The organism is Undibacterium umbellatum, from assembly GCF_014284125.1.
GTDB lineage: Bacteria > Pseudomonadota > Gammaproteobacteria > Burkholderiales > Burkholderiaceae_D > Undibacterium > Undibacterium umbellatum.
In genome coordinates this window covers 56,374-81,839 of sequence record NZ_JACOFX010000018.1, presented here as the reverse complement: position 1 = coordinate 81,839, position 25,466 = coordinate 56,374, and the positions used below count along the sequence as shown (strand labels likewise).

General features: G+C 50.7%; 21 protein-coding genes and 1 pseudogene. 19 read left to right on the top strand and 3 right to left on the bottom strand.

The window, feature by feature from the left end; translation table 11 throughout:
• The first annotated feature begins 8 nt into the window (after nucleotides 1-8).
• The 3 genes and pseudogenes from H8L47_RS24185 (at nucleotide 9) to H8L47_RS24175 (ending at nucleotide 4,055) form a co-directional block, all read left to right on the top strand.
• Entirely contained in the window at nucleotides 9-194 is a 186-nt protein-coding gene (locus H8L47_RS24185) for a hypothetical protein (RefSeq protein WP_186956233.1), read from the top strand.
• Nucleotides 194-1,751: pseudogene (locus tag H8L47_RS24180) on the top strand (DHA2 family efflux MFS transporter permease subunit). The gene H8L47_RS24185 and the pseudogene H8L47_RS24180 overlap by 1 nt, the downstream one beginning before the upstream one ends.
• A gap of 390 nt (nucleotides 1,752-2,141) precedes the next feature.
• Nucleotides 2,142-4,055: an SEL1-like repeat protein gene (locus H8L47_RS24175; protein WP_186956232.1), complete on the top strand. Its 1,914-nt coding sequence runs from the start codon at nucleotides 2,142-2,144 to the stop codon at nucleotides 4,053-4,055.
• 53 nt (nucleotides 4,056-4,108) lie between these two features.
• Here H8L47_RS24175 and H8L47_RS24170 read toward each other — a convergent pair whose 3' ends face one another.
• Nucleotides 4,109-6,496 (bottom strand): hypothetical protein, encoded by a 2,388-nt coding sequence (locus tag H8L47_RS24170; protein ID WP_186956230.1) that lies wholly within the window; start codon nucleotides 6,494-6,496, stop codon nucleotides 4,109-4,111.
• 213 nt (nucleotides 6,497-6,709) lie between these two features.
• Between H8L47_RS24170 and H8L47_RS24165 the strand changes: the two genes are divergently transcribed.
• From H8L47_RS24165 to H8L47_RS24130, 8 genes are all read left to right on the top strand, one after another.
• Nucleotides 6,710-7,246 carry a TlpA disulfide reductase family protein gene (locus H8L47_RS24165; RefSeq protein WP_186956228.1) on the top strand — a complete coding sequence of 179 codons (537 nt, stop codon included), beginning with the start codon at nucleotides 6,710-6,712 and terminating at the stop codon, nucleotides 7,244-7,246.
• 78 nt (nucleotides 7,247-7,324) lie between these two features.
• Nucleotides 7,325-7,762 (top strand): type II 3-dehydroquinate dehydratase, encoded by a 438-nt coding sequence (aroQ, locus tag H8L47_RS24160; protein WP_186956226.1) that lies wholly within the window; start codon nucleotides 7,325-7,327, stop codon nucleotides 7,760-7,762.
• Nucleotides 7,763-7,907: 145 nt separating this feature from the next.
• Entirely contained in the window at nucleotides 7,908-8,354 is a 447-nt protein-coding gene (accB, locus tag H8L47_RS24155; protein WP_186956224.1) for an acetyl-CoA carboxylase biotin carboxyl carrier protein, read from the top strand.
• 115 nt (nucleotides 8,355-8,469) lie between these two features.
• Nucleotides 8,470-9,837 carry an acetyl-CoA carboxylase biotin carboxylase subunit gene (gene accC / locus H8L47_RS24150; protein WP_186956222.1) on the top strand — a complete coding sequence of 456 codons (1,368 nt, stop codon included), beginning with the start codon at nucleotides 8,470-8,472 and terminating at the stop codon, nucleotides 9,835-9,837.
• 455 nt (nucleotides 9,838-10,292) lie between these two features.
• Nucleotides 10,293-11,204: a 50S ribosomal protein L11 methyltransferase gene (prmA, locus tag H8L47_RS24145; protein ID WP_186956221.1), complete on the top strand. Its 912-nt coding sequence runs from the start codon at nucleotides 10,293-10,295 to the stop codon at nucleotides 11,202-11,204.
• A 7-nt stretch (nucleotides 11,205-11,211) separates the two neighbouring features.
• Complete coding sequence (locus tag H8L47_RS24140) at nucleotides 11,212-13,017, top strand: DUF3426 domain-containing protein (protein WP_186956220.1); 1,806 nt, start codon at nucleotides 11,212-11,214, stop codon at nucleotides 13,015-13,017.
• Between the two features lie 295 nt (nucleotides 13,018-13,312).
• The gene (locus H8L47_RS24135) at nucleotides 13,313-14,569 is read left to right on the top strand and encodes a YjgN family protein (RefSeq protein ID WP_186956219.1); all 1,257 of its coding nucleotides are present in this window, start codon (nucleotides 13,313-13,315) and stop codon (nucleotides 14,567-14,569) included.
• Nucleotides 14,570-14,578: 9 nt separating this feature from the next.
• Entirely contained in the window at nucleotides 14,579-15,646 is a 1,068-nt protein-coding gene (locus H8L47_RS24130) for a M48 family metallopeptidase (protein ID WP_186956217.1), read from the top strand.
• A 179-nt stretch (nucleotides 15,647-15,825) separates the two neighbouring features.
• Here the strand turns inward: H8L47_RS24130 and H8L47_RS24125 are convergent, their stop codons facing one another.
• Nucleotides 15,826-16,425 carry a hypothetical protein gene (locus H8L47_RS24125; protein ID WP_186956215.1) on the bottom strand — a complete coding sequence of 200 codons (600 nt, stop codon included), beginning with the start codon at nucleotides 16,423-16,425 and terminating at the stop codon, nucleotides 15,826-15,828.
• Nucleotides 16,426-16,677: 252 nt separating this feature from the next.
• Here H8L47_RS24125 and mpl point away from each other — a divergent pair, with 252 nt between their 5' ends.
• From mpl to H8L47_RS24085, 8 genes are all read left to right on the top strand, one after another.
• The gene (gene mpl / locus H8L47_RS24120) at nucleotides 16,678-18,093 is read left to right on the top strand and encodes a UDP-N-acetylmuramate:L-alanyl-gamma-D-glutamyl-meso-diaminopimelate ligase (RefSeq protein WP_186956213.1); all 1,416 of its coding nucleotides are present in this window, start codon (nucleotides 16,678-16,680) and stop codon (nucleotides 18,091-18,093) included.
• Nucleotides 18,090-18,662 (top strand): YqiA/YcfP family alpha/beta fold hydrolase, encoded by a 573-nt coding sequence (locus H8L47_RS24115; protein ID WP_186956212.1) that lies wholly within the window; start codon nucleotides 18,090-18,092, stop codon nucleotides 18,660-18,662. The genes mpl and H8L47_RS24115 overlap by 4 nt, the downstream gene beginning before the upstream one ends.
• A 16-nt stretch (nucleotides 18,663-18,678) precedes the next feature.
• On the top strand, nucleotides 18,679-19,263 hold the full coding sequence (locus H8L47_RS24110; RefSeq protein ID WP_230413897.1) for a chorismate--pyruvate lyase family protein: 585 nt from the start codon (nucleotides 18,679-18,681) through the stop codon (nucleotides 19,261-19,263).
• A gap of 324 nt (nucleotides 19,264-19,587) precedes the next feature.
• Entirely contained in the window at nucleotides 19,588-21,684 is a 2,097-nt protein-coding gene (locus H8L47_RS24105) for a ribonuclease catalytic domain-containing protein (RefSeq protein ID WP_186956210.1), read from the top strand.
• A gap of 14 nt (nucleotides 21,685-21,698) precedes the next feature.
• Nucleotides 21,699-22,793, top strand: a complete 1,095-nt coding sequence (locus H8L47_RS24100; protein WP_329605492.1) for a TonB C-terminal domain-containing protein — start codon at nucleotides 21,699-21,701, stop codon at nucleotides 22,791-22,793.
• Entirely contained in the window at nucleotides 22,790-23,629 is an 840-nt protein-coding gene (aroE, locus tag H8L47_RS24095; RefSeq protein ID WP_186956209.1) for a shikimate dehydrogenase, read from the top strand. The genes H8L47_RS24100 and aroE overlap by 4 nt, the downstream gene beginning before the upstream one ends.
• Entirely contained in the window at nucleotides 23,626-24,321 is a 696-nt protein-coding gene (gene mtgA / locus H8L47_RS24090) for a monofunctional biosynthetic peptidoglycan transglycosylase (RefSeq protein ID WP_186956207.1), read from the top strand. The genes aroE and mtgA overlap by 4 nt, the downstream gene beginning before the upstream one ends.
• Nucleotides 24,318-24,869: a hypothetical protein gene (locus tag H8L47_RS24085; RefSeq protein ID WP_186956206.1), complete on the top strand. Its 552-nt coding sequence runs from the start codon at nucleotides 24,318-24,320 to the stop codon at nucleotides 24,867-24,869. Before mtgA ends, H8L47_RS24085 begins: the two co-directional genes overlap by 4 nt.
• Nucleotides 24,870-24,879: 10 nt before the next feature.
• On the opposite strand, the gene H8L47_RS24080 is transcribed toward H8L47_RS24085, so the two are convergent.
• Nucleotides 24,880-25,437, bottom strand: a complete 558-nt coding sequence (locus H8L47_RS24080) for a hypothetical protein (RefSeq protein WP_186956205.1) — start codon at nucleotides 25,435-25,437, stop codon at nucleotides 24,880-24,882.
• Between the last annotated feature and the right edge of the window lie 29 nt (nucleotides 25,438-25,466).

Here is a 25,466-nt window from a genome sequence, read left to right as displayed (position 1 = left end):
AGCAGGTCTTGCAAAAAAATCAATCAGCTTGTATATCTGCTGCAGCACGCACCGCTCCGGCATACCAGACCGCTGTTTTTGAACAAAACGGTAAAGAAGCTGACCAGCGCATTGCCGCGATCATCGCTGCGAATTTGCCTGCAAGTAAAGACAGCAAAGCGGTTGTAGCTACATCCAAAGCCAAGGGCATGTAATGAGTGCGCCAAGTCCACAGGCACCGCATCCGCCACTGAAAGGTGGGCAGCTGGTAATGGGCACGCTGGCCCTATCGCTGGCGGTTTTCATGAATGTGCTGGATTCATCCATCGCCAACGTATCGATACCGGCAATCTCTGGCAACCTTGGTGTCTCGCCGCAGCAAGGCACCTGGGTTATCGCCTCGTTTGCGGTGGCGAACGCCATTTCGGTGTCGCTGACGGGCTGGTTGACGACCCGTTTTGGTCAGGTCAGGTTATTCCTGTCGTCCATCATGCTGTTTGTCATTTCGTCGTGGCTGTGCTGCATGGCACCGAATATTAAGATACTGATTGCTGCCCGTATTTTGCAAGGTGCAGTCGCTGGCTGTATGATCCCACTGTAACAGGCCTTATTGCTGGGGAGTTATCCGCCCGCCAAAAGCTCAATGGCCCTGGCGCTATGGCGCGTGACCACCCTGGTCGCGCCCATCATGGAGCCTTTACTGGGCGGCTGGATATCGGATAATTATTCCTGGCCCTGGTTTTTCTATATCAACATCCCGGTAGGTTTATTCACCGCCTTGGCCACCTGGTCCATCTACGGTAAACGTGAGTCTGCTATCAAGAGCTTGCCTATCGACAAGGTCGGCCTCTTCTTGTTGGTGATTGGGGGTGGGCGCTTTGCAAATCATGCTCGACAAAGGCAAGGAACTGGACTGGTTCCATTCTGGCGAGATCATCCTGTTGACGGTGATTGCTGCCATAGGCCTGGTTTATTTCATCGTCTGGGAACTGGGGCAGGATCATCCTTTGGTTGACCTCTCGCCGTTCAAGGGGCTCAATTTGAACGCTGGTGTGATCGCCATTTCCATAGGCTATGGCCTGTTCTTCGGTAGCCTCGTCATCATGCCACTGTGGTTGCAGACTCAGCTGGCTTACACGGCAACTGAAGCAGGTAAGGTCATGGTACCAGTCGGCATCTTTGCGATTTTATTGTCACTCATCATAGGCAAGATATTGCCCAAAGTGGAAGCCAGAAAAGTCACCTCCGCTGCCTTCATGGGCTTTGCGATTGTGTTTTTCCTGCGCTCACGTTTTAACACCGAGGTCGATACCTATACGCTGTTGATCCCTACATTGACACTGGGCGCGGCCATGTCGATGTTCTTTATCCCGCTGACGTCGATTATTTTGTCCGGCCAGCCGCCAGAAAAAATCCCTGCAGCTTCGGGCTTGTCCAATTTCGTGCGTATCATGTGCGGTGGCATGTGAGCTTCCATCATGACCACCATCTTGGATAGTCGCAGTACCCTGCACCATGCCCAGATCGCAGAAAATACAGGCAGCAGCTACCCAAACTTTGTACAGACCGTGCAGGGGTTGATGCAGCAAGGCATACCAGAACAAGGCGCCTACGCCATCATAGACCGCACTATCAGCATACAGGCCAGCACCATGGCAGCGACGGATATTTTTTGGCTGTCAGCTTATATGTTCATCGGTCTGATAGGTCTGGTGTGGCTGACCAAGCCGAAGAAATCGGCTGTGCCTGTGGATGCGGGTGGGGCGCATTGATGCTGTAGGTTAATAGCTGCAGCTTTTAGAAGGTCTTGCAGATGCACGAAAAACACCCCCGGATTAAGATTTGTCGTAGTCCGGGGTGTTTCATTTTTTGGATGTTGTATTAACGCTCTAGCCTGGTTTTCAAAAAGAGGTGATGGCAAATCAGACAGTTTGATTTTGAATTCATGTTCTTCGCGCGGTAAAAGTATCTCACCAGGGTGGGTTGCCACAGCGATGCTAGAATATTGATTTACTTGTCAAGAGAAAATTGAGTCGTCATTGTCTTGCTACTTTTCTTGAGTAAGCTCAAGTTTTCCATTTTACAGGGATGAATTCGCTAGCGGACTATTACAGTCCACTGGTTTTCACCTTGTGCGTGTCAAACATAATACGGACTACGGCATGGGTTACGATCAAACCGTCATCATCATGGCAGAAAATGCCGATGACAAAATGGATTTGCAGTCGGTTTTGTTTCATATAGATTGGGCCAGGGCTTATCGCCGGTGCAATTGCCTGAAAAAAGGTGATGCCCTTATATATATTTACGAACGGATCAATCCCTACTATCTAAGCAATTTGCTGGATATATCTCTTTATTTCCCCGATGTGCGATTTACGCTTTACCAGTTGCCAGATGAGTTTGTTCTGCCTGCTGTTAAGCGGATTTTTTCAGGCAAAGTGCATGACGAGTATCAACTTTGGAAAGAACAAGACAGCATCATCCTGCATTTTCATCCAGAAGTATTCTATCTCTGGTTCCGGCAGGGTGGGATAGAAGAGGGCAGGCGCGAGAGTTTTTTACGACAATTGTCGTGTGACGTACATTTGCCCGAGCAGGATGGTAAAGAATCCTATTCAGAACTTGCACAAGGACCTATGCCTTTCAATATGGAAGATGGATACAGCCTGCGTGCGAGATGCATGGAAAATCCTGCCTTCTACGGTTGGGAAAGACAGGCGATACAAACTGACTACGCCTCTGATGCTGCTTTGCTTGAAAAATTGATACAGATAACACTGATAGATTTTCAAGGCAATCTGACTGATTCATTGGATAGGGGATTCCCAAGTCCGACAAGCCTGGTCAGGTTTTATCGTGCACAAAATAAACTGGATAAAGCTGCAGAAATATTTAATTTGGCTTTGGCTTGTTGTGATGCATATAAAGAAGGAGAGTATGCAGATTTTGAAGCTTCACGGGTAAGTGTGGAGTTTGCTGAGTTTTATCGACAGCAAAATCAGTTCGGACAGGCCATAGAATTGTTGAAGCAAAGCCTGGCCAAGTTTGAAGAGTTGGCACCAAATAGCTACTATCTGGAAAAAATTTTGTTTGGACTGGCTTTACTGTATTGCCAGACAGAGCAATTTGGCGAGATAGAAGTTCTGTACCTCCGTGGTTTGAAATATTATGAATCTTGCCCGTCCGAATATAGTAATGACGTCGATTTCCTGCTGAAATTTGCAGACATGCTTGCAGAGCATAAGCAATTCGATCAAGCCAGCAAACTGTATTTGCAGTCAAAAGCGCTTTGTCTCTCGAGCACTTATAGGCGGGCCGATGCCCAATTGTTTGATGTCAAAATCAAACTTGCTGACCTATATCAATTACAGGGGAAATCTACCGATGCAATTGCAATTTGTCAGGAACTTCTTGCTCTTGAGATTGCAAAAAACGGAAGAGATCCTGAAGCATTTCAGGTAATGAACCTCAATGCAAAAATCCTGGTAGCACAAGGCCGGCCAGAGTTGGCAAAACTTCTTTTAATGCCTCCCCGGCGTATAGGAATTCAGGGCATCGACACAAATGTGTTGAAGAGCATCGCTGAAGACGGTAATGCCGACGCGCAGTTCTTGATGGGGCATCAATCAGATTATTTATATGCAAACATATGGCTGGAAGATAATATGCCACCTGTTTCCTGGGAAGATTTCCGGGATCGTGTTGTTTTCTGGTATAGCAAGGCTGCAGATCAGGGGCAACCAGCCGCACAGGTAAAAATGGGAGATGCCTACAGACTGGGATTTGGTGTATTGCAAGACTACAAAATTGCTTTGGACTGGTATCTTAAATCCGCAGCGCAGGGATACAAGCAGGCATACCTGATACTAGGTATGATGTACAAAAATGGCCTGGGTGTTGTGGTGGATCACGAGAGGGCAAAGGAGTATCTTGAAAAATGGCATCCAAATGCGACGAAAAGTTTTTTTGGCAAGTTTTTCCATGAAATAACAAATGAAGTCAGGCCAGATCGTGAATATGTCGATGCACTTGCTGACGCTCTCATGGCAAATTCCAGTGTGAACCTGAATTAAACTTGGAGAATAAGGGGCAAGCTGAGAAAGCTGCCCTTTGAAAAAGCCCGACCTTAGTAGATCAGTTTACCCTGCCTCCACATCGTCGTCAGTGACATCGGCCAGAATGCAACCGGGACGATCATGACTGCATCGGTAGCTGGGTGAATAAGAATAGGGAAAACGGCAGCGTTCAGGATGCCATTCGGAATGTGTTTGCGAAACACCATAAAGGCGGCTGCTCTGACGTGTTTGTCGGTGAGCAGATCAGGCAATTTCCAGCCCATGTTACGGTTCATTTCATTCGTCACGCTGGCTGCTACCAGTTTTTCTTCCGGGTCTTCTGGTTCGGTGCTTTTCAATTGATAGATTTTTTCAGCGACCGCGCGCAACTCATGCGGGCGGCTTTCGAAATAAGTGTCTTCACTAAATACCAGCATGGCTGGATGGTCATGTTCCCCCTCTTCAAACAGGAGGTTATTCGCCTGCACCAGAGCAGCCCAGACGATGCGGCCTTCTGTCATCAGACGCCTTTGCTGGCGTATGATTTCCAGTAAGGGTTCATTATTGTCCATCCAGTCTGGTCTGCCTGCCGCAATCCTGTCGAGGATTTCCGCATCCATGCCGCTTCGGTTGCGACTGAAGTTGAGTTGCAATTCGGCGAGGATCCGGCTCATTTCTGTATCTGCTGGCCTGCCAGGGGTGTAGTACTGGCTGCGCTGGCGTTTTGCATCCGATTGTCGTTTGCCTGCAGGCACAGTTACTGCAGGGACGACCAGGCTGGTGGTAAAAGATGCACCATTTTCTGCTTCGCCCATGAAAGCCCACAGTGTATGTGGTGGACCCAGCCTGCCTATGGCCGTCACTTCCTGCCCTGGCTTTATCCATGCCGAGCTTAGTTCAAACCAGTCGACGAATTCAGAGGATGGATAATAAGTCTGCAATGAAGTCGCGAGCAGCCATTGGTCTGCTTCAAAATGAAAGTGGGCGAATTGCTGCACTCTAATTTTTTCGTTTGATATGTTTTTCAGACCAATCACGTAGACATCGTCAGTGTCACTGTCGCCCTGATATTTCTGCAAGCGGATAGTCGCGAAAGATTGCTCTTGTCGCAGCTCGGCGTCGCGGTACATGGTCCTGATGATTTTGTCTGCTGCAATGTGTTTTCTGACATCGTCGGGCAGCAGGCTGGCAAGTGATTCGCTGATACCTTCTGCATGCACGAAGCTGCCATTGGATGAGCGCACATAGTAACTGCGCATCTGGTGCAGATAAAAACAGGTGCTAGCTGGCGTAGCTGCGTTGTTCGCACTGTTTCCGTTGTTCTCGCCATTTTCTTCTATTGGGTGCTGGACATGGACCAGATTGCTATCCATGTCAGCGACCCGCAGCCATTGCAATCGCTGGTCTAATACACTTGCTATGTGAAACTCGTAGTCTGCATGTCGTTTGTAAAGTGTCTGCAACAGGCGCTGGGCCTTGCTGAGGACAGGCGGATACATGTCCTTGATGACTTTATACAAGCCCAGCACTGAATCTTCGCCATCCTGACCACATGCCAGTTGTTTTGCTACTTTGCTGCAGGGAGAGAAGAGTTTGCCATCCCCAGTGCGGATGACGTAGTCATCTCCATGCCAGTCCCAATTGCCGCCTATGCTGCGGACTATGCACTGACCAACAAAGGCCCCGGCGAAGAGGATGATATTTTTGTGGTCTTGCGTGGAACCGTTTTTGTACGTGTTTTCTAAAAAATGATTGACCCAGCGCACGCCGCCGATGTCATAGTCTAGTTCTATCTGGAAATGCTCTCTGGCGATATTACGTAATACTTCGGCATTGGCCAGCATGCCCTCATGTAAGCGGGCATGGGCTTGTTCCAGGGTCTCGGCTCTGGTGACACTGAAGTCTGTCTTGATCTCTGCCCATTTACCGTCCTGGCGTTGATAGAGGGAGGTGGTCAGCAGGTGCTCTGCGTTCTCATGCGTGAGCTTTATCAGGTCTTTGAGTGCCTGTATCCCTTCTTCAGACTTGCAGTCGCAAAAAGCGAGTGTATTACGGCTGGGAATGGCGACGATGAAGCCGTTTTCGGCCAGCGAGGCCAGCCGCTTGTCCCACAATTCACCGATCAGCAGCAGGCTGGCTTCAAGATGGCCATCCGTCGTGATGCTGCGTATGGGGCCGTTCTTGTGCATCTTTAAATGGGTAACGGACTTTTTCCATAAATTCTGCAAGCCAGTCCGGTAAAGATCTCTTGCTGTATAGCCTGCATGCTGCACATCATACTTTTTCAGATGGATGTGCTGCCCACCTTCTATCTGAACGTACACTATGTCCAGGCCCAGTCCAGCACCGGAAGCATGTTGATAAATCTGCTGAGCCTCTGGAATATTGCTTCCTGCACTGGTGTCACCGTTAGCAGGCAGTTTGATGCAGGCAATGGCGTCATGATAAATTGAATTCATTAAAACTATCCAGAGGGTGGTTGTGGCACATACTGCTGGCCGTCAGAGCATTGGTAAGTGCGTCTGTCGACAGGTGAAAGCTGAGAATAATACCAAAATACCAAGGGCATGCCTGAAATCCCGCTAGGTTAGCAAGCATTTCAGCATAAATCTTCCAGCTAGGCTAATATCCTCGCCTTGAGCCGTGATCAGCTTATATGTGAGTCTATATCTATGAACAAGAAGTTTATTGCCCTGGCGCTGGTCCTGGGCGTGGCGTTTGCCGGTTTGGGTGTCTACGTAGGCAACCGCCAGATGGCACCCAAACCACCCGCAGACCAGGCCGTGGCCCAGTTGATGGCTCAGCAGTTCAAGGATAGCGAGGGCAAGAGCCAGACGCTGGCGCAGTGGCAGGGCAAGTTTCTGGTAGTTAATTTTTGGGCAACATGGTGCGCACCTTGCGTGCAGGAAATGCCAGAATTGTCTGCGTTGCAACAAGAGTTCAAGGGCAAGTCTGTGCAAATTCTGGGGCCAGGCATTGATAGTCCAAGTAATATTGCTGAATTTGCAAAAAAATACCAGATAAGTTATCCGCTGTTTGCTGCCGGCATGGAAGGCTCTGAATTGTCGCGGAAGCTAGGGAATGCTGGTGGCGGTTTGCCTTTTACTATTTTGATCAGCCCTGAGGGCAGGGTGGTGAAATCTTACCTTGGTCGCCTGAAGATGGAAGAATTACGGGCCGATATCACCAAATTTTCTTTGGAAAAATAGAAGTCGCTTCGGTTTTCCTTGCCAATCTGCTTCGATTAGCGGCAAAATGCGGCCATCTTCGTCAAATTGAATGTGACTATGGCGCGCAAACTGTTGCTGCTGAATGGCCCCAATCTGAACTTATTAGGCACGCGTGAACCCGCTACCTATGGCGTTACCACACTTGCCGAGATAGAATCAGCGGCACAAGCACAGGCCAGAGCAGTGGGCGCAGACTTGTCATTTTTTCAAAGTAATCATGAAGGCGCATTGATAGATCGTATCCATGCCGCCCGTAATGAGCAAGTCGATGCTATTATCATCAACCCTGGTGGCCTGACACATACCAGCGTTGCCTTGCGGGATGCCCTGGCTGGGGTTGCTATCCCGTTTATTGAAGTGCATATATCGAATGTACATCAAAGAGAAGCGTTCAGACATCATTCATACTTGTCTGCTATTGCCAGAGGGGTTATTTGCGGCCTTGGCACTGACGGTTACCGCCTGGCGATTGACTTTTCATTAAAAAATATTTAAATTCTCGTATCTTCGCGTAATTTGCTGATAATTTCAGTTTATTTCGTATATAATCCAAACTTCGGCGGCGATTTCCGGGCTGTTGTCCTGCTCAGTATTGCGCGTCCCAATTAATTCAGAACCACTTTTTTCAAGGGGATTCCACATGGATTTAAGAAAACTCAAGACCCTGATTGACCTTGTAGCAGAATCAGATATCGCTGAACTGGAAGTCACTGAAGGTGAAGGCAAAGTCCGTATCGTCAAATCTTCTGCGATGCCGCAAAACCAGGTAGTCATGATGCAGCAACCCCAGCATCAAATGATGCCAGCAGCTCCAGCCGCCGCGCCTGTGGCAGCCGCCCCGGTCGTGCCAGATGGTCATATTGTTAAATCCCCTATGGTTGGTACTTTCTACCGCTCCTCCTCCCCTGGCGCTGCTCCTTTTGCTGATATCGGTAAGAGCGTCAATGCTGGCGATACCCTCTGCATTATTGAAGCAATGAAATTGCTGAATGAAATCGAAAGCGATTTCAGCGGTACGATCAAACAGATTCTGGTTGAAAATGGTCAGCCTGTAGAATATGGCCAGCCGCTGTTCGTGATTGGCTGATCCAGGCGCGCGTGCGCGAACTGACTGCTCAAGCCTGCCCGTGTTGAGGGCAAACAGCGCTGAACAGGGTATTCTGCTCACGCAATTGCAACCATTGCCACCGCAAAGTTAAATCATGTTTGAAAAAATTCTTATCGCCAATCGTGGTGAAATCGCGCTACGTATCCAGCGCGCCTGCCGCGAAATGGGTATCAAAACCGTGGTCGTGCACTCTGAAGCCGACCGCGAAGCAAAGTATGTGAAGCTGGCCGACGAATCTGTTTGCATAGGCCCGGCTCCGTCGAATCTGAGTTACCTGAGTATGCCAGCCATTATCAGCGCCGCTGAGGTGACTGATGCCCAAGCTATCCATCCAGGCTACGGCTTTTTGTCTGAAAATGCCGACTTTGCTGAACGTGTAGAGCAATCCGGTTTTGTCTTCATCGGCCCGCGTGCTGAATCCATCCGTCTGATGGGTGATAAGGTATCGGCCAAGCATGCCATGATCAAGGCTGGGGTGCCATGTGTGCCAGGTTCTGAAGGTGCATTGCCAGACGACCCTAAAGTCATCGTGCAAACTGCCCGCAAGGTCGGTTACCCGGTCATCATCAAGGCTGCTGGCGGTGGCGGTGGTCGCGGCATGCGCGTGGTGCATACTGAAGCCGCCCTGCTGAACGCGGTCACCATGACCAAGTCAGAAGCTGGTGCTGCCTTTGGTAATCCTGAAGTGTATATGGAAAAGTTTCTGGAAAACCCGCGTCACGTGGAAATCCAGATACTGGCTGATCAGCATGGTAGTGCCATCTGGCTGGGCGAGCGCGATTGCTCCATGCAACGCCGCCATCAAAAAGTCATTGAAGAGGCGCCAGCACCTGGCATCCCGCGCAAGATCATAGAAAAAATCGGTGACCGTTGCGCCGCTGCATGCCGCAAGATTAATTATCGTGGCGCAGGTACTTTTGAATTCCTGTACGAAAACGGCGAATTCTATTTCATCGAAATGAATACCCGCGTACAGGTTGAGCATCCGGTGACCGAGATGATCACCGGTGTCGATATTGTGCAAGAACAGATACGTATAGCTTTCAATGAAAAGCTGCGCTTCAAGCAAACCGATATCATGCTCAAGGGCCACGCCATTGAGTGCCGTATCAATGCTGAAGACCCGTTCAAGTTCATACCATCACCAGGCCGCATCACCTCCTGGCATACACCGGGTGGCCCTGGCATACGGGTGGATTCGCATGCATACGCTGGTTATTTCGTGCCGCCGAATTATGATTCCATGATAGGCAAGGTCATCGCCTATGGTGAAACCCGTGAACAGGCAATACGCCGTATGCAGATCGCCTTGTCAGAGATGGTGGTAGAAGGCATACAAACCAACATCCCGCTGCATCGCGAGCTGATGATAGATGCCCGCTTTATTGAAGGCGGTACGAATATTCATTACCTTGAGCATAAGCTTGCGGATATGCCGGAGTTGTCGAAGAAATCCAAGTAAGCCCTGATAAAGCTAAGCGCAACGCGATTTTGAGCCTGCGATGCTCACCGTACTTAAGTACGGCTGTGCTTCTCGACCCAAACTAGCGCTGCTCGCTACGCTTTCTCAGAGCTTCGTTTACGGTCGTAATGAGATAAAGAATTTGTAGCTCAGGTTTTATCTTCGGGAATAGACGGGATGCAAGAATTCCGTCAGAAAGAAGCACAGAGAAAACACAAGTTTTTCCCTGTGCTTTTGGCTTTGTTATAGAACCTCTGTGGTAAGCTTTTTGCTATTGAGATGTTTTAACGTATTAAATTAAATAAGCACCGCAATTCCAAATTGTTGAAGAGCACAGCGTTTATGTCGATGATGAATTTTTTCTCTTGATTTTCTCTGTGTCTCAGTGTCTCTGTGGTGCGCTCTTGGGTCTTGAGGTTTCTGGAAGTAATAACGTCGTATAAGAAAGTAGCAATATGGGCTGGATAGAAATAGTCATAGAAGTAGCGCGCGAGCAGGCTGAGGCTTTGTCGGATGCTCTGATGGATGCGGGTGCCTTGTCGGTTTCCGTAGAAGACGCCGATGAAGGTACGGATGCTGAACGACCGCTGTTTGGCGAACCCGGCATGGAGCCTGATGAAGCTGCCTGGGACCGCAGTCGCGTAGTTGCACTCGCTGATATCGATGCGGATCATGCTGAACTGGTGGCTGAAGCTGCCGCTGCCATCGGCCTGACTGTTGTGCCAGCCTACATCACCCGCAATGTGGAAGAGCAAGACTGGGTGCGACTGACGCAATCACAATTTGCCCCTATCCATATCGGCAAGAATATCTGGGTCGTCCCTAGCTGGCATGATGCGCCTGATCCTGATGCCCTGATCCTGGAACTTGATCCTGGCCTGGCCTTTGGTACTGGCAGCCATCCGACCACCAAACTATGCATGGAATGGCTGGAAGCGCATGCGCCCAAGGATCTGTCGGTGCTGGATTATGGCTGCGGTTCCGGCATTCTGGCCATGGTCGCCAGCAAGCTGGGAGCGGCCAATGTCATCGGTGTGGATATTGATCCGCAAGCCATAGAATCTGCCAACTTCAATGCTGAACGCAATAACTGCCAGATCGAATATGCGTTGCCTGAAGGTTTTGGTGCAGCCCATCCGGCATCGCAGAAATTTGATGTGGTCGTGGCCAATATCCTGTCCAGCCCCTTGAAACTGATGGCACCGATGCTGGCTGGCCGTGTGGCATCTGGTGGGTCGCTGATACTCTCAGGCGTGCTGGCAAGGCAGGCTGAAGAAGTGGCAGAAGCGTATGCGCCTTTCATCAAGCTCACAGTCTGGGCTGAGCATGAAGGCTGGGTCGCGTTGTCGGGCTCTTTGAGTAACTGAGGCGACTATGGCACTGGCGACCCGCTGCCCCCACTGTCAGACTGCCTTCAAGGTAGCCAATGATCAGTTGAAATTGCATGCGGGCCTGGTGCGCTGTGGCTCATGCCAGCAAACCTTTAATGCTGTTGAAAACCTGTTGCCTGGCGAAGGGCAAAAACCTGTACCTGCGGCCACCAAGCCAGCAAACGTGGCAAGCGCCACAAGTTTGACGGCAGCATCACCTGTCGTTGCTCCAGTGATAGCAGCGGCCAGTGTTAAACCAGTCACACCCGTTGCGCCAGCCAAGCCGCAAGTCAGTGCAGCACAGCCAATATCAGCACCAACAGCAAAACCTGTCATACCTGCTACTGTCAGCAAAGCTGTAGCAGAAAACAAAACGGAAGATAAAACCGAAGCCAAACCAGTAACAGAAGAATACCTGGCATCGCTGATAGAACCCGAACCGGATTTCGAGCAAACGCGGATTATTCCGCCGCCCCCCGTTGCTCCTGTTGGCCGCTTTTTTCCGCCAGCCGCGCTGCCGGAAGACAACGCGATCTTGCCCGACAGTCTGGCGCCGCCTGAAAGACCTGCACCTGTCGGCAAACCAGGTAGTGCTACTGCCAGGCCAGCTACTGAAGTACTGGCCGCCATTAGCAAAGCAGAACTGGAATTTGAGGCAGAGACTTTTGACATGCCCAGGGATGTCAAGGCCGCAGTAAACCCAGTCCAGTCAATATCGCCAGCGCCAGTTGCCAGTACTATAGCTGCTCCACAATTGGTGAAGCCTGTCCCGGCAGCGGCAGAGCAATCTGCTGTAGCCAAGCACGTCGTTCACAAAGCCGAAGCAGTCTCCAGGCAAGAGCCCACACTCGGTACTTCATCGGCACTCGATTTTGATTTGGGGGATGGCGGTTTCTTTTTGCCAGTTGAAGAAGTGCACGAGACCGATATTGCCCGTATGGAGCTGGAAACCCGGGCCGCGCTGATGGACCCGCCCACTGCCGACTGGTCAGTAAGTGAAGTGTCGGAAGAGACAAATGAAAAAATTGCCCGGACAAATGACAAGGCAGACGATAAGGCAAATGAGTTTGCAGCCACTGAAATGCTGTCAGCAAGCAGTATCAGCAAGGTGTGGCGTCACAAAGACCATGGCGATGTTGCCGAACCTGGCGATGCAGTTTCACTCAATGATGCTGTCGAAGAAGTAGCAGGCAAGGAGCCGCATTTAGGGAATGCAGAATCTGCTCTGGCCAGGCAGGCTGCCATTAGTGAGGATTCCAGCAGCGATCCGGAAGTAGAGCAAGAAAAGCCCAATTTTGTCATCCAGGCAGAAAAGCAGCGTGGCCGCAAACGCATGGCCAATATCATGCTGGTGCTGATGATAGTCTTGCTAATGCCGCTCTTGCTGGCTCAGTCTGCCTACATTTTGCGCAATCAGCTGGCGGCCCGTCTACCTCAAAGCAAGCCCTGGTTGCTGCAGGCATGCACCTATCTGAATTGCCAGGTGACTTTGCCTGCTCAGATAGAAAAGATAGTCGTCGATTCCAATGAATTGCAAAACCTGGCACCGGAACGCAATGTCTTTATGCTGGTCATGCAAATACAAAACCAGAGTGATGTGGCACAAACCTGGCCGAATATCGAACTGGTCCTGAACGACATCAAAGACAAGCCTCTGCTGCAGCGCGCCTTTACACCCGCTGATTACCTGACCGAAAAAGACAAGCTGGAAAAAGGCTTTGCCGCAGGCGGTGAACAAAACATCAAGCTGTATTTTGAACTGCCGGCAGTCAAGGCAGCGGGCTTTCATGTCGGTGTGTTTTATCCTTGAGATGCCATGATTTGCCGTGGCAATCGACCTGATGGAAATGGCCGTGTTCAGCAAGCATTTCATCACTGAAGCCTGAACATATTTACGCAATACTGCAGCCAAGCTGGCGTGCCGTGTCAGCCACCTTTATTGCCATGTGCTTGGCAGATGATGTCTTCCATCGCCATGTCAAAAGTTTCTACTCTTTCGATGTAACAAAATCTTACAAAAATGCTAATTTTATGTTATTTTTGATGTCTCTGCCAACACGGCGGGAAATTGTCAATAAGTCGGATAGATCACAAAGAATTCAGGCATGCAAATACAAACCGAGGCCACAGGTAGGTGGCAGCTTGCGCCAGAGAATCTGGCCGCCACGACTTTTCCAGAACATGCTGATACGGCCGTCGCCGATTCTGCAGAGATCATAGAACAGCAGACTGAATACCAGCCTTCATTTACAGGCACAGGAAAAGAATACTTCCGCATCTGGATCGTCAATCTGTGCCTGAGTCTGGCAACCCTGGGTATTTATTCTGCCTGGGCCAAGGTGCGACGGCTCAAGTATTTTGACCGCAATACGCAGCTAAACGGAGCGGCCTTCAATTTTCATGGCGATCCTATGACCATATTTCGTGGCCGGATCATTGCAGTGCTACTGCTGTTTTGCTATCACTACCTGTTCACGTTTTCCAAAGCGCTGGCGCTCAGTCTGTTTGCTATTTTCTTGCTGGGTGTGCCATGGATGATGCGTAGTGCTTTGCGTTTCCGCTTGCGTAATACCAGTTATATGGGCCTGCGTTGTCAATTTCATGGCACGCTAGCTGGCGCTTATGCTACCTACTTGCCGGTTGGCCTGGTGGTGTTATTGCCGGGTTTACTCGGTGTGTTGATACCACATAAGCCTGGCATCATGGTGTTCGCATTCATCCCTTATTTAAGCTGGCCCTGGTTGCATGCGCGCATGCGCATGTACCAGCACAACGGGCTTGCTGTTGCCGGAATAAAGAGTAGTTGCAGCCTTACCAAAGGGTCTTTTTTCCTGTCTTATTTCATCATTGGCCTGAGCTTGCTGATCTTTGTCATGCTGGTCGGTATGGGCACTGCGATCTTCTTTGCTTCCTTCAAAAATCATGCCGCAGAGAGCTATAGAATTTTTATGGAAGCCTATAGCTGGGTTTTGATTCCAGCGGGATTTCTGGTCGTCTTGCTTGCTTATGCCATCTTCCTCAGTGGCAGCACACTGCTGCAAGTCAAAATCTGGAATAAGTCCTGGAATGCCACTCGCTTCCCTGGAGTGGAAATAGACTCGCACCTGCCTTACAAAGCCTATTATTTTCTGCAAATGAAAAACCTGTTCCTGACACTGCTGACGCTGGGTTTATACCGACCTTTTGCAGTGGTGAATGTTTACCGTTTCCGTTTGCAACATGTCAGTTTGAAAGCTGTTGGCCTTGAGCAATTACTGGCAATGCAGCATGCACAAGTTGCTCAGGCAGGAAAGTCAGGGCAGGTTGGTCAAGCCAGCGGCGACAGTAGTGCAGATTTGTTTGGTTTTGATTTGTCCTGGTAGAGAGCATTTATGATACAAGCACATTATTTTGATCATCGCCAGGCTATGCTGCATAAGGTAGTTCTGCATTTCCAAGCTAGCGGTATCAGTCTGACTGGAGAGGGCATCGACCGTCAGGTAGATAAAAACCAGATGCAACTGGAAGAACCTTTCCAGGATGCCCCCTGCATATTGAATTTTGCAGATGGCAGCCATTGCGAAATTTATGCGCAGGCCGACAAGCAAAATCTGCTGACCCACCTTGGCTACTCACCATCTACCATACAACGCTGGCAGCACAAATGGCAGGCAGCCTTGCTGGCTATTATCGTCATGGCTGGTATCGTGTTCTCTGGGTATAAATGGGGGATGCCAGTATTGGCAGACAAGATCGCTTCGTTTGTTCCCGTCAGTTATGAGCGTGCGCTTGGTAGCGAGATCATCAATTTACTTGACCAGGTCCTGCTGAAGCCGAGCAAGCTTGATGACCGCACGATTGCGCAGGCCGAGCAATTAATTCGCCGCCTGCGTCCTGAAGATTCAGCTGTCCCTATTCATCTGGAAGTGCGTGATGCGCCAGAAATTGGTGCCAATGCCTTTGCCCTGCCGGGCGGGACGGTAGTCGTGACAGATCAGTTAGTCACGCTCATCGTTGGCAATAGTGGCAATCAATTGACAAATGCGCTGGCAGATGAATTATCAGGTGTACTGGCACATGAAATAGGCCATATACAAAACCGCCATGCCATGCGCCGCTTGGTGCACAAAGGTTTGGTCACTGTTGCTGTGGGGAGCCTGTTCGGTGATTTTAGTTCAGTCGCAGCCCTTGCCCCGGCAGCTCTGGTCGGTCAGGAATACAGCCGGGAAATGGAAATCGAGGCTGATACCTATGCCATTGCCGCACTCACGCAAAAAGGTATTTCGCCCAAGCATCTGGCAAATGTGCTGGAAGACATGAGCAAGCGTCGCAAACGATCCGGGGTAGAGGCGACGCCCAAATGGTTACGCACCGTCTATGGCTACGCCTCCAGTCATCCGGCTACGGAAGAGCGTATCGCACGTTTCAGGGAAGTGGCGGCAGCAATGGAGCAGAAATAAGAAGGCAAGTTTAGTGGAGCAAAAGCAAATAGTTGCTTGTGTACGATGCCACAAGCTGCAACGACATTGCCAATTTTCCATGCAAGTTGCTTTCCTCTACTGCTTTGTATTGGTGCCCGCTGCCCCGGTGAGCATGGCTCTACAAATCAAGCATGGCATTCTGATATTCAGGCAGGCCTTTATTCAGTTTCTGCTTCTGCCAGTATCGCCCGCAAGCCAGCCGCATTCGCGCGCTCCGTACTCCTTCCATGGCCGCTGCGTATGGCATCCTGGTCTTGCAAGACCAGATGTACGCCTTCGTTTTTGTACATGAAGCTCAGGGTTTCTATGCTTTCGTTGCGATTATTGAAACTTTCTGACACCTCGAATTGCACGTCCTTATTTAATAAGTAAATAGCAACTTCCTTAGTGTTGTCAGCAAATAAATGCAGGTGGATGTCGGAATGATTGCCTGCCGTTCCATTCAGCACCGCGCCAACCAGATAAGGGCAGTAGCGTTCCAGCTCTTCCATAAGTTCAAGCGCAAGTTGACGCAAGTGCAATAATCGCTGTGGCTGGGTGTCGCCAAAGAACAATTCATTGTATTCGCGTACTTCCTGCTCTATCTGGGCATTGTCAGGCAGGACATCGCCCTTGACTTTATGGTTGCCCAGTAACTGTTTGGCTGCCTTGCGCTTGGCTGAGGCATAGTCGGCCCCATCCTCCGCAATCATGCGCGCTGCCAGCGCAGCAATCTCAGCTCGCAGGTTCTCTGCTTCATTAGGTGTATGGATCATCATGTCAGTAATCATAACTTAAACTAAGGGCAAATCCAAAAAAGAAGACCTCTCAACACAGAGGCACAGAGACACAGAGAAATACAATAGAAAGGCAAAAGTTATAAAGGCTTAGCATTTTTTGCATGTTTTGATTTTCTCTGTGAGCCTCTGTGGCTCTGTCTCTCTGTCTCTCTGTGTTGAGAGGTTTTAAGAACACTGCTTACTAGGGCTTCTCTCAGGTAGAATTGCGAGATTCTGGAATTTAGTTCAATTATGCATATTCATATTTTAGGTATCTGCGGCACTTTCATGGGTGGCCTGGCCGTGTTGGCAAAAGAAGCAGGTCATACTGTGACGGGCTGTGATGCCAATGTCTATCCGCCCATGAGCACCCAGCTCGAATCTCAAGGTATCAGCCTGACTCAGGGCTTTGGAGCTGAACAGATAACGCTGGAACCGGATTTATATGTCATAGGCAATGTAGTCTCGCGCGGCAACCCGCTGATGGAAGAAATACTCAACCGTGGCTTGCCCTATGTATCAGGCCCGCAATGGATGGGCGAACATATCCTGCGTGACAAGTGGGTACTCGCTGTCGCAGGAACACATGGTAAAACAACCACATCGGCCATGCTGGCCTGGATCCTGGAATATGCTGGTTATGCGCCAGGCTTTTTGATCGGTGGTGTACCACTGAACTTTGGTATCTCGGCTCGCTTGTGGGGCAACCATGCTTCTGACTTTTTTGTCATCGAGGCTGACGAATACGATACCGCCTTCTTCGACAAGCGCAGCAAGTTTGTGCATTACCATGCCAAAACTGCCGTGCTCAACAATCTGGAATATGACCATGCCGACATCTTCCCGGATGTTACGGCAATAGAAACCCAGTTTCATCACCTGGTGCGCACAGTGCCTGGCGTAGGTCGCTTGATCGTGAATGGCAATAATGAATCACTGGAACGGGTCCTGAAACGCGGCTGCTGGAGCGAAAAAGAATTCTTTGGCAATGACCAGGCCTGGCGTCTGGTTATGCAAGAAGGCGAAGACTTTGATGTGTATTTCAATGATCAGTTGCAAGGCCGGGTGCAATGGAATCTGAACGGCGAGCATAATCGCCAGAATGCACTGGCCGCGATCGCCGCAGCCCGCCATGTCGGTGTCACGCCAGAAATTTCGATAGAAGCCCTGGCACAGTTTGTCAGCGTCAAGCGTCGTATGGAAGTGCGCGGCATGGCTGATGGCGTTACCGTCATTGACGATTTTGCTCATCATCCTACTGCGGTTGCCACCACGGTCGAAGGCTTGCGTCGCAAAGTCGGCGGTGCACGTATCCTGGCTGTGCTGGAGCCACGCTCGAATACCATGAAGCTGGGTACCATGAAGCAAGCCCTGCCAGGCAGTCTGAAATACGCCGACCTGGTATTCGGCTTTGGTGAAAAAGAGGGTAAATCCGCCCTCGGCTGGGATCTCGCTGAAGCACTGGCACCGTTGGGTGATAAAGTTGCCTGCCATCACAAGATAGATGAACTGGTGCAAGACATTGTTAACAAGGCAAAAGCAGGCGACCATGTACTCATCATGAGTAATGGCGGCTTTGGCGGCGTCCACCAGAAATTGCTGGATGCGCTGCAAGACCGTGCCCAGCAGGCTGATAATCAAGCCGGTAATCAGGCGATTGCAGCATGATCCTCTACCTGCACGGCTTCCGTTCATCGCCAGATTCCTATAAGGCTCGCTGCATGCTCGCGCATATGGCAAAGCTGGGCCGTAGCGATGAAATAGCCTGCCCCGACCTGTCACCCTCGCCAGCGCTGGCGATACATCAGGCCGAGGCTTTGCTGGCCGGTTACAAAGCGGAAGATATCTGCATTATAGGTTCATCCCTGGGTGGCTATTATGCAACCTGGCTGGCAGAAAAATATGGCTGCAAAGCCATCTTGCTGAACCCCGCTGTCAAACCGCCGCGTGACTTGGAAAACTTTGTAGGTGTAACGACTTATTACCATAGCGATAGAGTCTTTGAATTCAAGGCAGAATACGTGGCTGAATTGCGCGCCCTGGCCGTAGAAAAGATTACTCAGCCAGAACGTTATTTTTTGATTGCTGCCACCGGTGATGAAGTGTTGGACTGGCGCGAAATGGTGACCCACTATCCACGTGCCAAACAATTGGTAATTGAAGGAAGTGATCATGGCATTGCAGAATTTGCAGACAATCTGGATCGGGTGATGGCATTTGCGGACGACAGGGCTTGATTTGGAATCAGCAATCTTGCGCACAGTTAAGCAAATGCAGAGGCCGTTGGCTGCGCAATGGTATGCACATGTGAATGCCGTTGATACCAGTGCGCTGATGCAAGACTGGTTGACGAACCGCGATTCGCTGACGGCCAGGCTGGTGGCACGGTGTCAGCAATTTCGCGTACAGCGTTTGTCGCAGCACAAGGCAGTGTGCTTGCAGGATGAATATGCTGCTATAGGTTTGCCCCGCGCCATGAAAGTGCATGAGCGCGAAGTGTTTTTGCGTTGCGATGGTGTGGCCATGGTTTACGGCCATACCATTGTCCCGCTGAGTGCCACTGCCAACGAATGGCCCTTGTTTCATGCCCTCGGTGAAAAGTCTTTGGGCAGTACCTTGTTCAACGACCCCCTGGTGCGCCGTGGTGAATTGCACTACGCCAGGTTACGCCAAAGCCACCCGCTGATACGCCGCATCGTGGCGAGACAGCCGGAACTGGCAGGCGTGCACAGCATGCTGGCACGGCGTTCTTTATTCTGGCGCAAGGGTGGGTGTTTGCAGGTGACGGAAGTGTTTTTGCCTGGGGTTGAGGGTTTGCGGACTATTGAAAAGCGTTAAAACTTTCAAATCTCTCAAAGAAACTAAACTGCAATGTTAACCCTCCTCTTGAAGGGGGAGGGGAATAAGATAGTTAATTGAATAATTTTCCATTTTGCTGATAAAGCAAAGTAAACATAGAACAACAGCCATCTCAATCAAGAGACACATAGAAAAAAGAAGCAGTGAAAATCCAGGATTTTCTCCTGTCCTTCTTTGTGGTGAAGCAGGGGTTTCGAACGGTATGCCGTTCGCCTGCGTAACGAAGGCGGCTTGCAAGCAGCCTTTCCTTTCTCGGTGTCTCTGTGTTGAGCTTTTTGGTCTTAAAACATAAAGAAGTATTGAATGAATTTATTTTTTGAAGAATCCGGTGATTTCAAGGCAGGCAGCATCATGACGCATGCTGGTGAGGCTTATCAGGTCGAGATGGCCAGTGGCAAGCGCACCAAGGTCAAGGCCAAGGATGTGCTGTTGCAATTCGCCTCTCCCGATCCCGCCAGCCTGATTGAGCAGGCCAAGGCCGCGGCGGCTGAGATAGACCTGGAATTTTTATGGGAAGTCGCTGGGCAGGAAGAATTTGGCTTTGCCGAACTGGGTGCAGAATATTTTGGGCATGCGCCGCAGTCCGTCGAAGCAGCAGGCTTGATCTACGCGCTGCATAATGCTCCAGTCTACTTCTATAAAAAAGGCCGTGGCCGCTACAAGGCTGCGCCTGAAGCATCTTTGAAGGCAGCACTGGCTGGCATAGAAAAGAAAAAACAGCAAGCCCTGATACAGGCTGGCTACGTTGAAGAACTCAAGCACAACCGCCTGCCAGATGCGATGAAATCGCTGGCGCTGCAACTCTTGTTCAAGCCCGACAAGAACAGCATAGAATACAAGGCCTTGGCAGAAGCCTGCGATGCAATGCAAATGTCACCGCAACGCCTTATGCTGGCTGCGGGTGGCATTGCCAGCCCCAAGCACTTGCACCTTGCCAAATTCCATTACGAGCATTTCCCCAAGGGTGTTGGCTTTCCGGCCATTACCATACCGGCCTTGCCTGCTGATTTGCCGGTGGCTGATGTTGAGGCTTTCTCCATCGATGACGTTACTACCACCGAGATTGACGATGCCTTTTCTGTCGTCGATATCGGCAATGGCCAGTTGCGCGTCGGCATCCATATTGCCGCGCCAGCACTGGGCATACAGCGCGGTGATGCCATAGACCAGCTTGCTCGTGGCCGCATGTCTACCGTGTATATGCCTGGCGACAAAATCACCATGCTGCCGGATGAACTGGTCAATACCTACACCCTGGGCGCAGGCCAGACCCGCCCGGCTGTATCGCTGTACACAATCCTGAATACTGAAGACTGGTCTGTCATCAGCTCCGAGACCAAGGTAGAAGCCGTGCCCATGGCCAGCAACTTGCGCCACAACGACCTCGATGCGCTGGTTACCGAAGATAATCTCGCCAATGATGCCGGTGAATATCCGCACAAGGCAGATATCGCACAACTGTGGAAATGGGCGCAAGTGCTGGAGCAGGGGCGCATGATCAAGCGCGAAAGCTTTGGCATGAAGCCAGAGCAAAATAACCGCGTCGATTTCAATTTCTATGTAGAAGACGATGTGGTTTCCATCGTGCGCCGCAAGCGTGGTGCACCGCTGGACAAGATCGTGGCTGAACTGATGATCTTTGCCAACAGCACCTGGGGCAAGCTCATGGCTGATCATGGCATCCCTGGCATCTACCGCGCTCAGGGTGTGGCCGGTGGTCGTGGCCCGGGTGGCTGGACCGCACGCATGCAGGTACGCATGTTGACACACGCAGCACCGCATCAAGGCCTGGGCGTGGACCAATACGCCTGGAGCACATCACCACTGCGCCGCTATACCGATCTGGTCAATCAGTGGCAAATCATCGCCTGCGTGCAACATGGCGTTACGGCACCGTTGGTGGCTACCTTCAAACCCAAGGATGCCGACCTGTTTGCCATCGTTTCGGGCTTTGATGCAGCTTATGCCGCCTATGCTGATTTCCAGAACAATATGGAGCGCTACTGGTGTCTGCGCTGGTTGGGCCAGGAAGAAAAACGCCAGGTCGAAGCTGTTGTTTTGAAAGACGAAGTCTTGCGCCTGGTCGATATCCCGCTCATCATCCGTTTGCCTGGTATGCCACAAACCGCGCGCGGTGCTCAGGTCCGTCTGGATATCCTGCGCTGGGATGAAGTCGATCTTGAAGTCGAAGCCCGTTTGCTGGAATTGCTATCCACCGTCACCGAACTGGATGAAGAAGAACTGGACGATGAAAACAGCACAGAAGTCGCAGAAGATTTTAGTGCAGAAGAGGGCGCACCTGTAGAAGTGACAGATACAGTAACAGACGCGGAGATTGCAGCAGACGATGTTGCAGGCAATGTTGCGAATGATGCTGCAAACACCCCAGACGAAGAATAGCCTCAAGCCTAGTAATGAAAAGTCAGAATAAAAAACCCAGGCCTGAAAAACAGGTCAAACAAGAAAAACTGCCTGGCGAGCAAGGCCAGCTCGCCAAGGCAGGCGATGCTGTGTCCACTACCTCCGTCACAACAGCAACAGCTGCTGCAGTGACGGCAAAGAGCAGTAGCGCTAAAAATAGCTCAGGCAAACTTGCATCTATTGAAGTGCGGACAGAAAGAGCCAACTATGAAAAACTGATTTTCACTGTCGCCATCACGGCCTCGCTGGTCTTGCATGCACTGGCCTTGCTGGTGCATTTTGTTATGCCAAAAACAGTGGACAACAAGCCTCGTGATGCTGATCTCGAAATCATTCTGGTTAACTCCAAGCATGCCAAACGCCCGGTGAATGCCGAGGCGCTGGCCCAGGCTGACCTGGATGGGGGCGGTGCACATGACAGTGGCCGCAGCAAATCACCTTTGCCGGATATGAAGCGCAGTGAAGATGGCGATGCGCTGCAAACCAATACCCGTAAAATTGCCGAGCTGGAAGAGCAGCAAAAACAATTGATGGATCAGGCCAAGCTCAAAGACGACTTCCGTCAGCAAAAACAGGAAAAGAAAAATACTGACGAAAAACCCAGGCCATCTACCGGTGAGGATAGCGTGGATACCACCAAAGCTCTGGCGCGCATGGCAGCAGAAATTTCGCAAACCATAGAAGACCAGAACAAGCGTCCGCGCAAAACCTATATCACGCCCAGTACCAAACGCCTCGATCATGCGATCTATTACAAGGCTGTGCAAAAGCGCATAGAAGATACCGGTACGCTGAATTTCCCGCAAAAGGATGGCAAAAAACTGTATGGCGAAATGTTTGTTTCCATTCCTATTTACCAGGATGGAACCATCTATGAAAAAGAAGGCGGACCGCGCATCGAAGTGTCGTCAGGTGACAAGGCACTTGATGCTGCTGCACTGCGTATTGTCCGCCGTTCCGGGCCGTTTGGGCATTATCCGAAAGCCAGTCTGGGGCCAAACAGCAATGAAGTGTTCATCATGTTTGCCCGCTTTAAATTCACCCGTGAACAGCAGTTGGAAACTGAATTGCGCAAGGGACCAAATTGAAACCAGACCAGTATGTCGTCATAGGTAATCCGATTGCGCATAGCAAGTCACCCGCCATCCATGCCCGCTTTGCTGAACTGACGGGCCAGCAACTGGATTATCAACGCCTGCTGGCACCACTGGACGGTTTTGCCAGCACTGTCCATGACTTCATCGCTAAAGGTGGCAGGGGGGGCAATGTCACCCTTCCTTTCAAGCTGGAAGCCTTTGCACTTGCCACTGAATTAAGTGAGCGCGCCAAAATTGCGGGTGCCGTCAACACCCTCAAGTTTGAGCAGGGCCGCGTCTACGGTGATAACACTGACGGCATAGGCCTGGTGGCCGATATCGTGCGCAATGCCGGGATCAGCCTGCGAGGAAAACGCCTGCTCTTGCTCGGCGCAGGCGGTGCCGCCCGTGGTGCCTTGCTGCCGCTATTGCAAGAGCAACCTGCCTCGCTGACTATCGCCAACCGTACGCTTGCCAAAGCGCAGGATTTAAAGGATCAGGTAAAGAGCCTGAGCGAGGGTTGCGAACTTCTGGCCTGTCGTTTTGAAGATTTGCAACAACCGTTTGATATCATCATCAATGCCACCTCGGCCAGCATTAATGACGATGTGCCACCTCTGGCAGCGACAGTATTCGGTAAAGATACGCTGGCCTACGACATGATGTATGCCGCAGCACCCACTGCATTTTTGCGACTGGCCGCCAGCCACGGTGCGCAATGCCGTGATGGCCTGGGTATGCTGGTCGAACAGGCGGCAGAAGCCTTCGCCCTGTGGCGCGGTGTACGCCCGCCATCGGCACAAGTGCTGGCGGAGATGCGTGCCACTTTGCAGGCGAACCAGGCATGAAATTATTTGGCCGTCTTCTGTTGTGGCTGGTGCTCGTGCCCCTGCTGTTGTTCACCCTTTTACAAGTCTATTATCTGGCGCATATATGGTGGTGGATAGATCATAACCCCACATCCACCAGCTTCATGCGTCAGCAGCTGGATGTTTTGCAAGACAAGAAACCAAACTTTCAACTCAAGCATAAATGGGTGCCATATAACCGTATTTCCAATCATCTGAAGCGCGCCGTTATTGCTTCAGAAGACGACAGCTTTGTCGATCATGAGGGTGTCGATTGGGAAGCCATGCAAAATGCCTACGAGAAAAACCAGAAAAAAGGCAAGGTCGTTTCTGGCGGCTCCACCATTACCCAGCAGCTGGCCAAGAACCTGTTTCTTTCGTCTGACCGAAGTTACTTCCGCAAGGGTGAAGAACTTATCATCACCTACATGCTGGAAAAATGCATGGATAAACAACGTATCCTGGAAATCTACTTGAATGTCGTAGAATGGGGTGTCGGTGTGTTCGGTGCCGAAGCTGCAGCACAGCACTATTATCGTACCAGCGCTGCCAATCTCGGACCCTCACAGGCGGCCAGACTGGCCGTGATGTTACCCAAGCCGCGCTACTTTTATAAGAATCCTGGATCAGGCTATTTGCAAAGACGTAGCGAAGTGATCCTGCAACGCATGAATAATTCAGAATTGCCATGAAGCTAAACAAACAAACCGGAATCAGCCTGATCATGGTATCCATCATTTCCATGCTGGTGGCTGCGCTGGGCATGACCTTCCTGTATTACATGCGTAACGGTCACTTGCCCATGCAAGACCTGAGGGCACGTTTTGGCAAGGCTGCCGCCGTCATCCGCAATGACGTCCAGGGCAGCACGGGCCTGCCAACTGGTAGCAGCGAAAGACCGGGTATGCGCCAGGCAGCCACCATTAGCGAAGGTGTACGCCGCTGCACAATCGATGGCAAGACCGTGTATTCAGATACCCTGTGCCTGGATACCAATCCCACCACCAAAAAAATCAAGCTCAACGATTCCAAAGGCATGGAGCCGCCAAAAACTGCCGTTGCCAAAGATGATGCTGCCAATGCTGCGGGCAGTGCAAACCCAGCATCCATGACGAATGAAGAAATGAAGAAAAAAATCATGGAACAGGCAATGGGCAAAGGCGCCCCAGCTTCCAGTGTTGCTGATGATGACCTGCGCCTAAAGGCCATGAACCGGGCGATTGATAGAGCGACGAAGTAATTTTTTCACTTCAAGACATTCTCTTGGTCTGGTGTATCAAGTCAAACACCTGCTTCGCCCCTGCTATCGATCGAAACTGCGTCATTTTTGAATTCAGCGTGCCAGCCAATCCAGAGAAACCTGCTAACAGGTTCGCTAACGGGTTATGGCCAAAGATGACACTGCCTTCTCCATTCTTTCCCTCAGTCAGACTAAGTTCTCCCAGGCTATGCAGGTTAAGTGAGGTAATGCTTGAAGTGAATATGCCGGATACGATGAGTACACGTTCGTCGGTCACTGCATAAAAGGTTTTGGCACGTTGCAGAGCTTCAAAAAAGAACCGGCCTATGATCATGTATAAACCGATCAGCACGAAGGGAATGCCCCATAGCCAAAAGAGTAGTGGGGCATTCGAAGTGATGACGGTATATTCCCAAAACAGGGCAAAGCCTCCCCACATCAGACTGAACGGTATCATGAACAAATCCGTTGCCTGGAGCATGAAGCCTTGGCGTGGTTGACCTGACCATAGCAGACGTTCATTGCTGGATAACTGGGAAGTAATTTGCGGGAACAGGCTGGTAGTCATGGTATGTTCATCAGAAAAATAGGTGACTG

Coding starts and splice junctions, on each gene's coding strand:
- H8L47_RS24170 (WP_186956230.1), bottom strand. CDS start 6,496: ATGAATTCAATTTATCATGACGCCATTGCCTGCATCAAACTGCCTGCT.
- H8L47_RS24140 (WP_186956220.1), top strand. CDS start 11,212: ATGGCACTGGCGACCCGCTGCCCCCACTGTCAGACTGCCTTCAAGGTA.
- H8L47_RS24100 (WP_329605492.1), top strand. CDS start 21,699: ATGAAAAGTCAGAATAAAAAACCCAGGCCTGAAAAACAGGTCAAACAA.
- prmA (WP_186956221.1), top strand. CDS start 10,293: ATGGGCTGGATAGAAATAGTCATAGAAGTAGCGCGCGAGCAGGCTGAG.
- H8L47_RS24105 (WP_186956210.1), top strand. CDS start 19,588: ATGAATTTATTTTTTGAAGAATCCGGTGATTTCAAGGCAGGCAGCATC.
- H8L47_RS24175 (WP_186956232.1), top strand. CDS start 2,142: ATGGGTTACGATCAAACCGTCATCATCATGGCAGAAAATGCCGATGAC.
- mpl (WP_186956213.1), top strand. CDS start 16,678: ATGCATATTCATATTTTAGGTATCTGCGGCACTTTCATGGGTGGCCTG.
- aroQ (WP_186956226.1), top strand. CDS start 7,325: ATGGCGCGCAAACTGTTGCTGCTGAATGGCCCCAATCTGAACTTATTA.
- H8L47_RS24135 (WP_186956219.1), top strand. CDS start 13,313: ATGCAAATACAAACCGAGGCCACAGGTAGGTGGCAGCTTGCGCCAGAG.
- mtgA (WP_186956207.1), top strand. CDS start 23,626: ATGAAATTATTTGGCCGTCTTCTGTTGTGGCTGGTGCTCGTGCCCCTG.
- H8L47_RS24085 (WP_186956206.1), top strand. CDS start 24,318: ATGAAGCTAAACAAACAAACCGGAATCAGCCTGATCATGGTATCCATC.
- H8L47_RS24165 (WP_186956228.1), top strand. CDS start 6,710: ATGAACAAGAAGTTTATTGCCCTGGCGCTGGTCCTGGGCGTGGCGTTT.
- accB (WP_186956224.1), top strand. CDS start 7,908: ATGGATTTAAGAAAACTCAAGACCCTGATTGACCTTGTAGCAGAATCA.
- accC (WP_186956222.1), top strand. CDS start 8,470: ATGTTTGAAAAAATTCTTATCGCCAATCGTGGTGAAATCGCGCTACGT.
- H8L47_RS24115 (WP_186956212.1), top strand. CDS start 18,090: ATGATCCTCTACCTGCACGGCTTCCGTTCATCGCCAGATTCCTATAAG.
- H8L47_RS24125 (WP_186956215.1), bottom strand. CDS start 16,425: ATGATGATCCATACACCTAATGAAGCAGAGAACCTGCGAGCTGAGATT.
- H8L47_RS24130 (WP_186956217.1), top strand. CDS start 14,579: ATGATACAAGCACATTATTTTGATCATCGCCAGGCTATGCTGCATAAG.
- H8L47_RS24080 (WP_186956205.1), bottom strand. CDS start 25,437: ATGACTACCAGCCTGTTCCCGCAAATTACTTCCCAGTTATCCAGCAAT.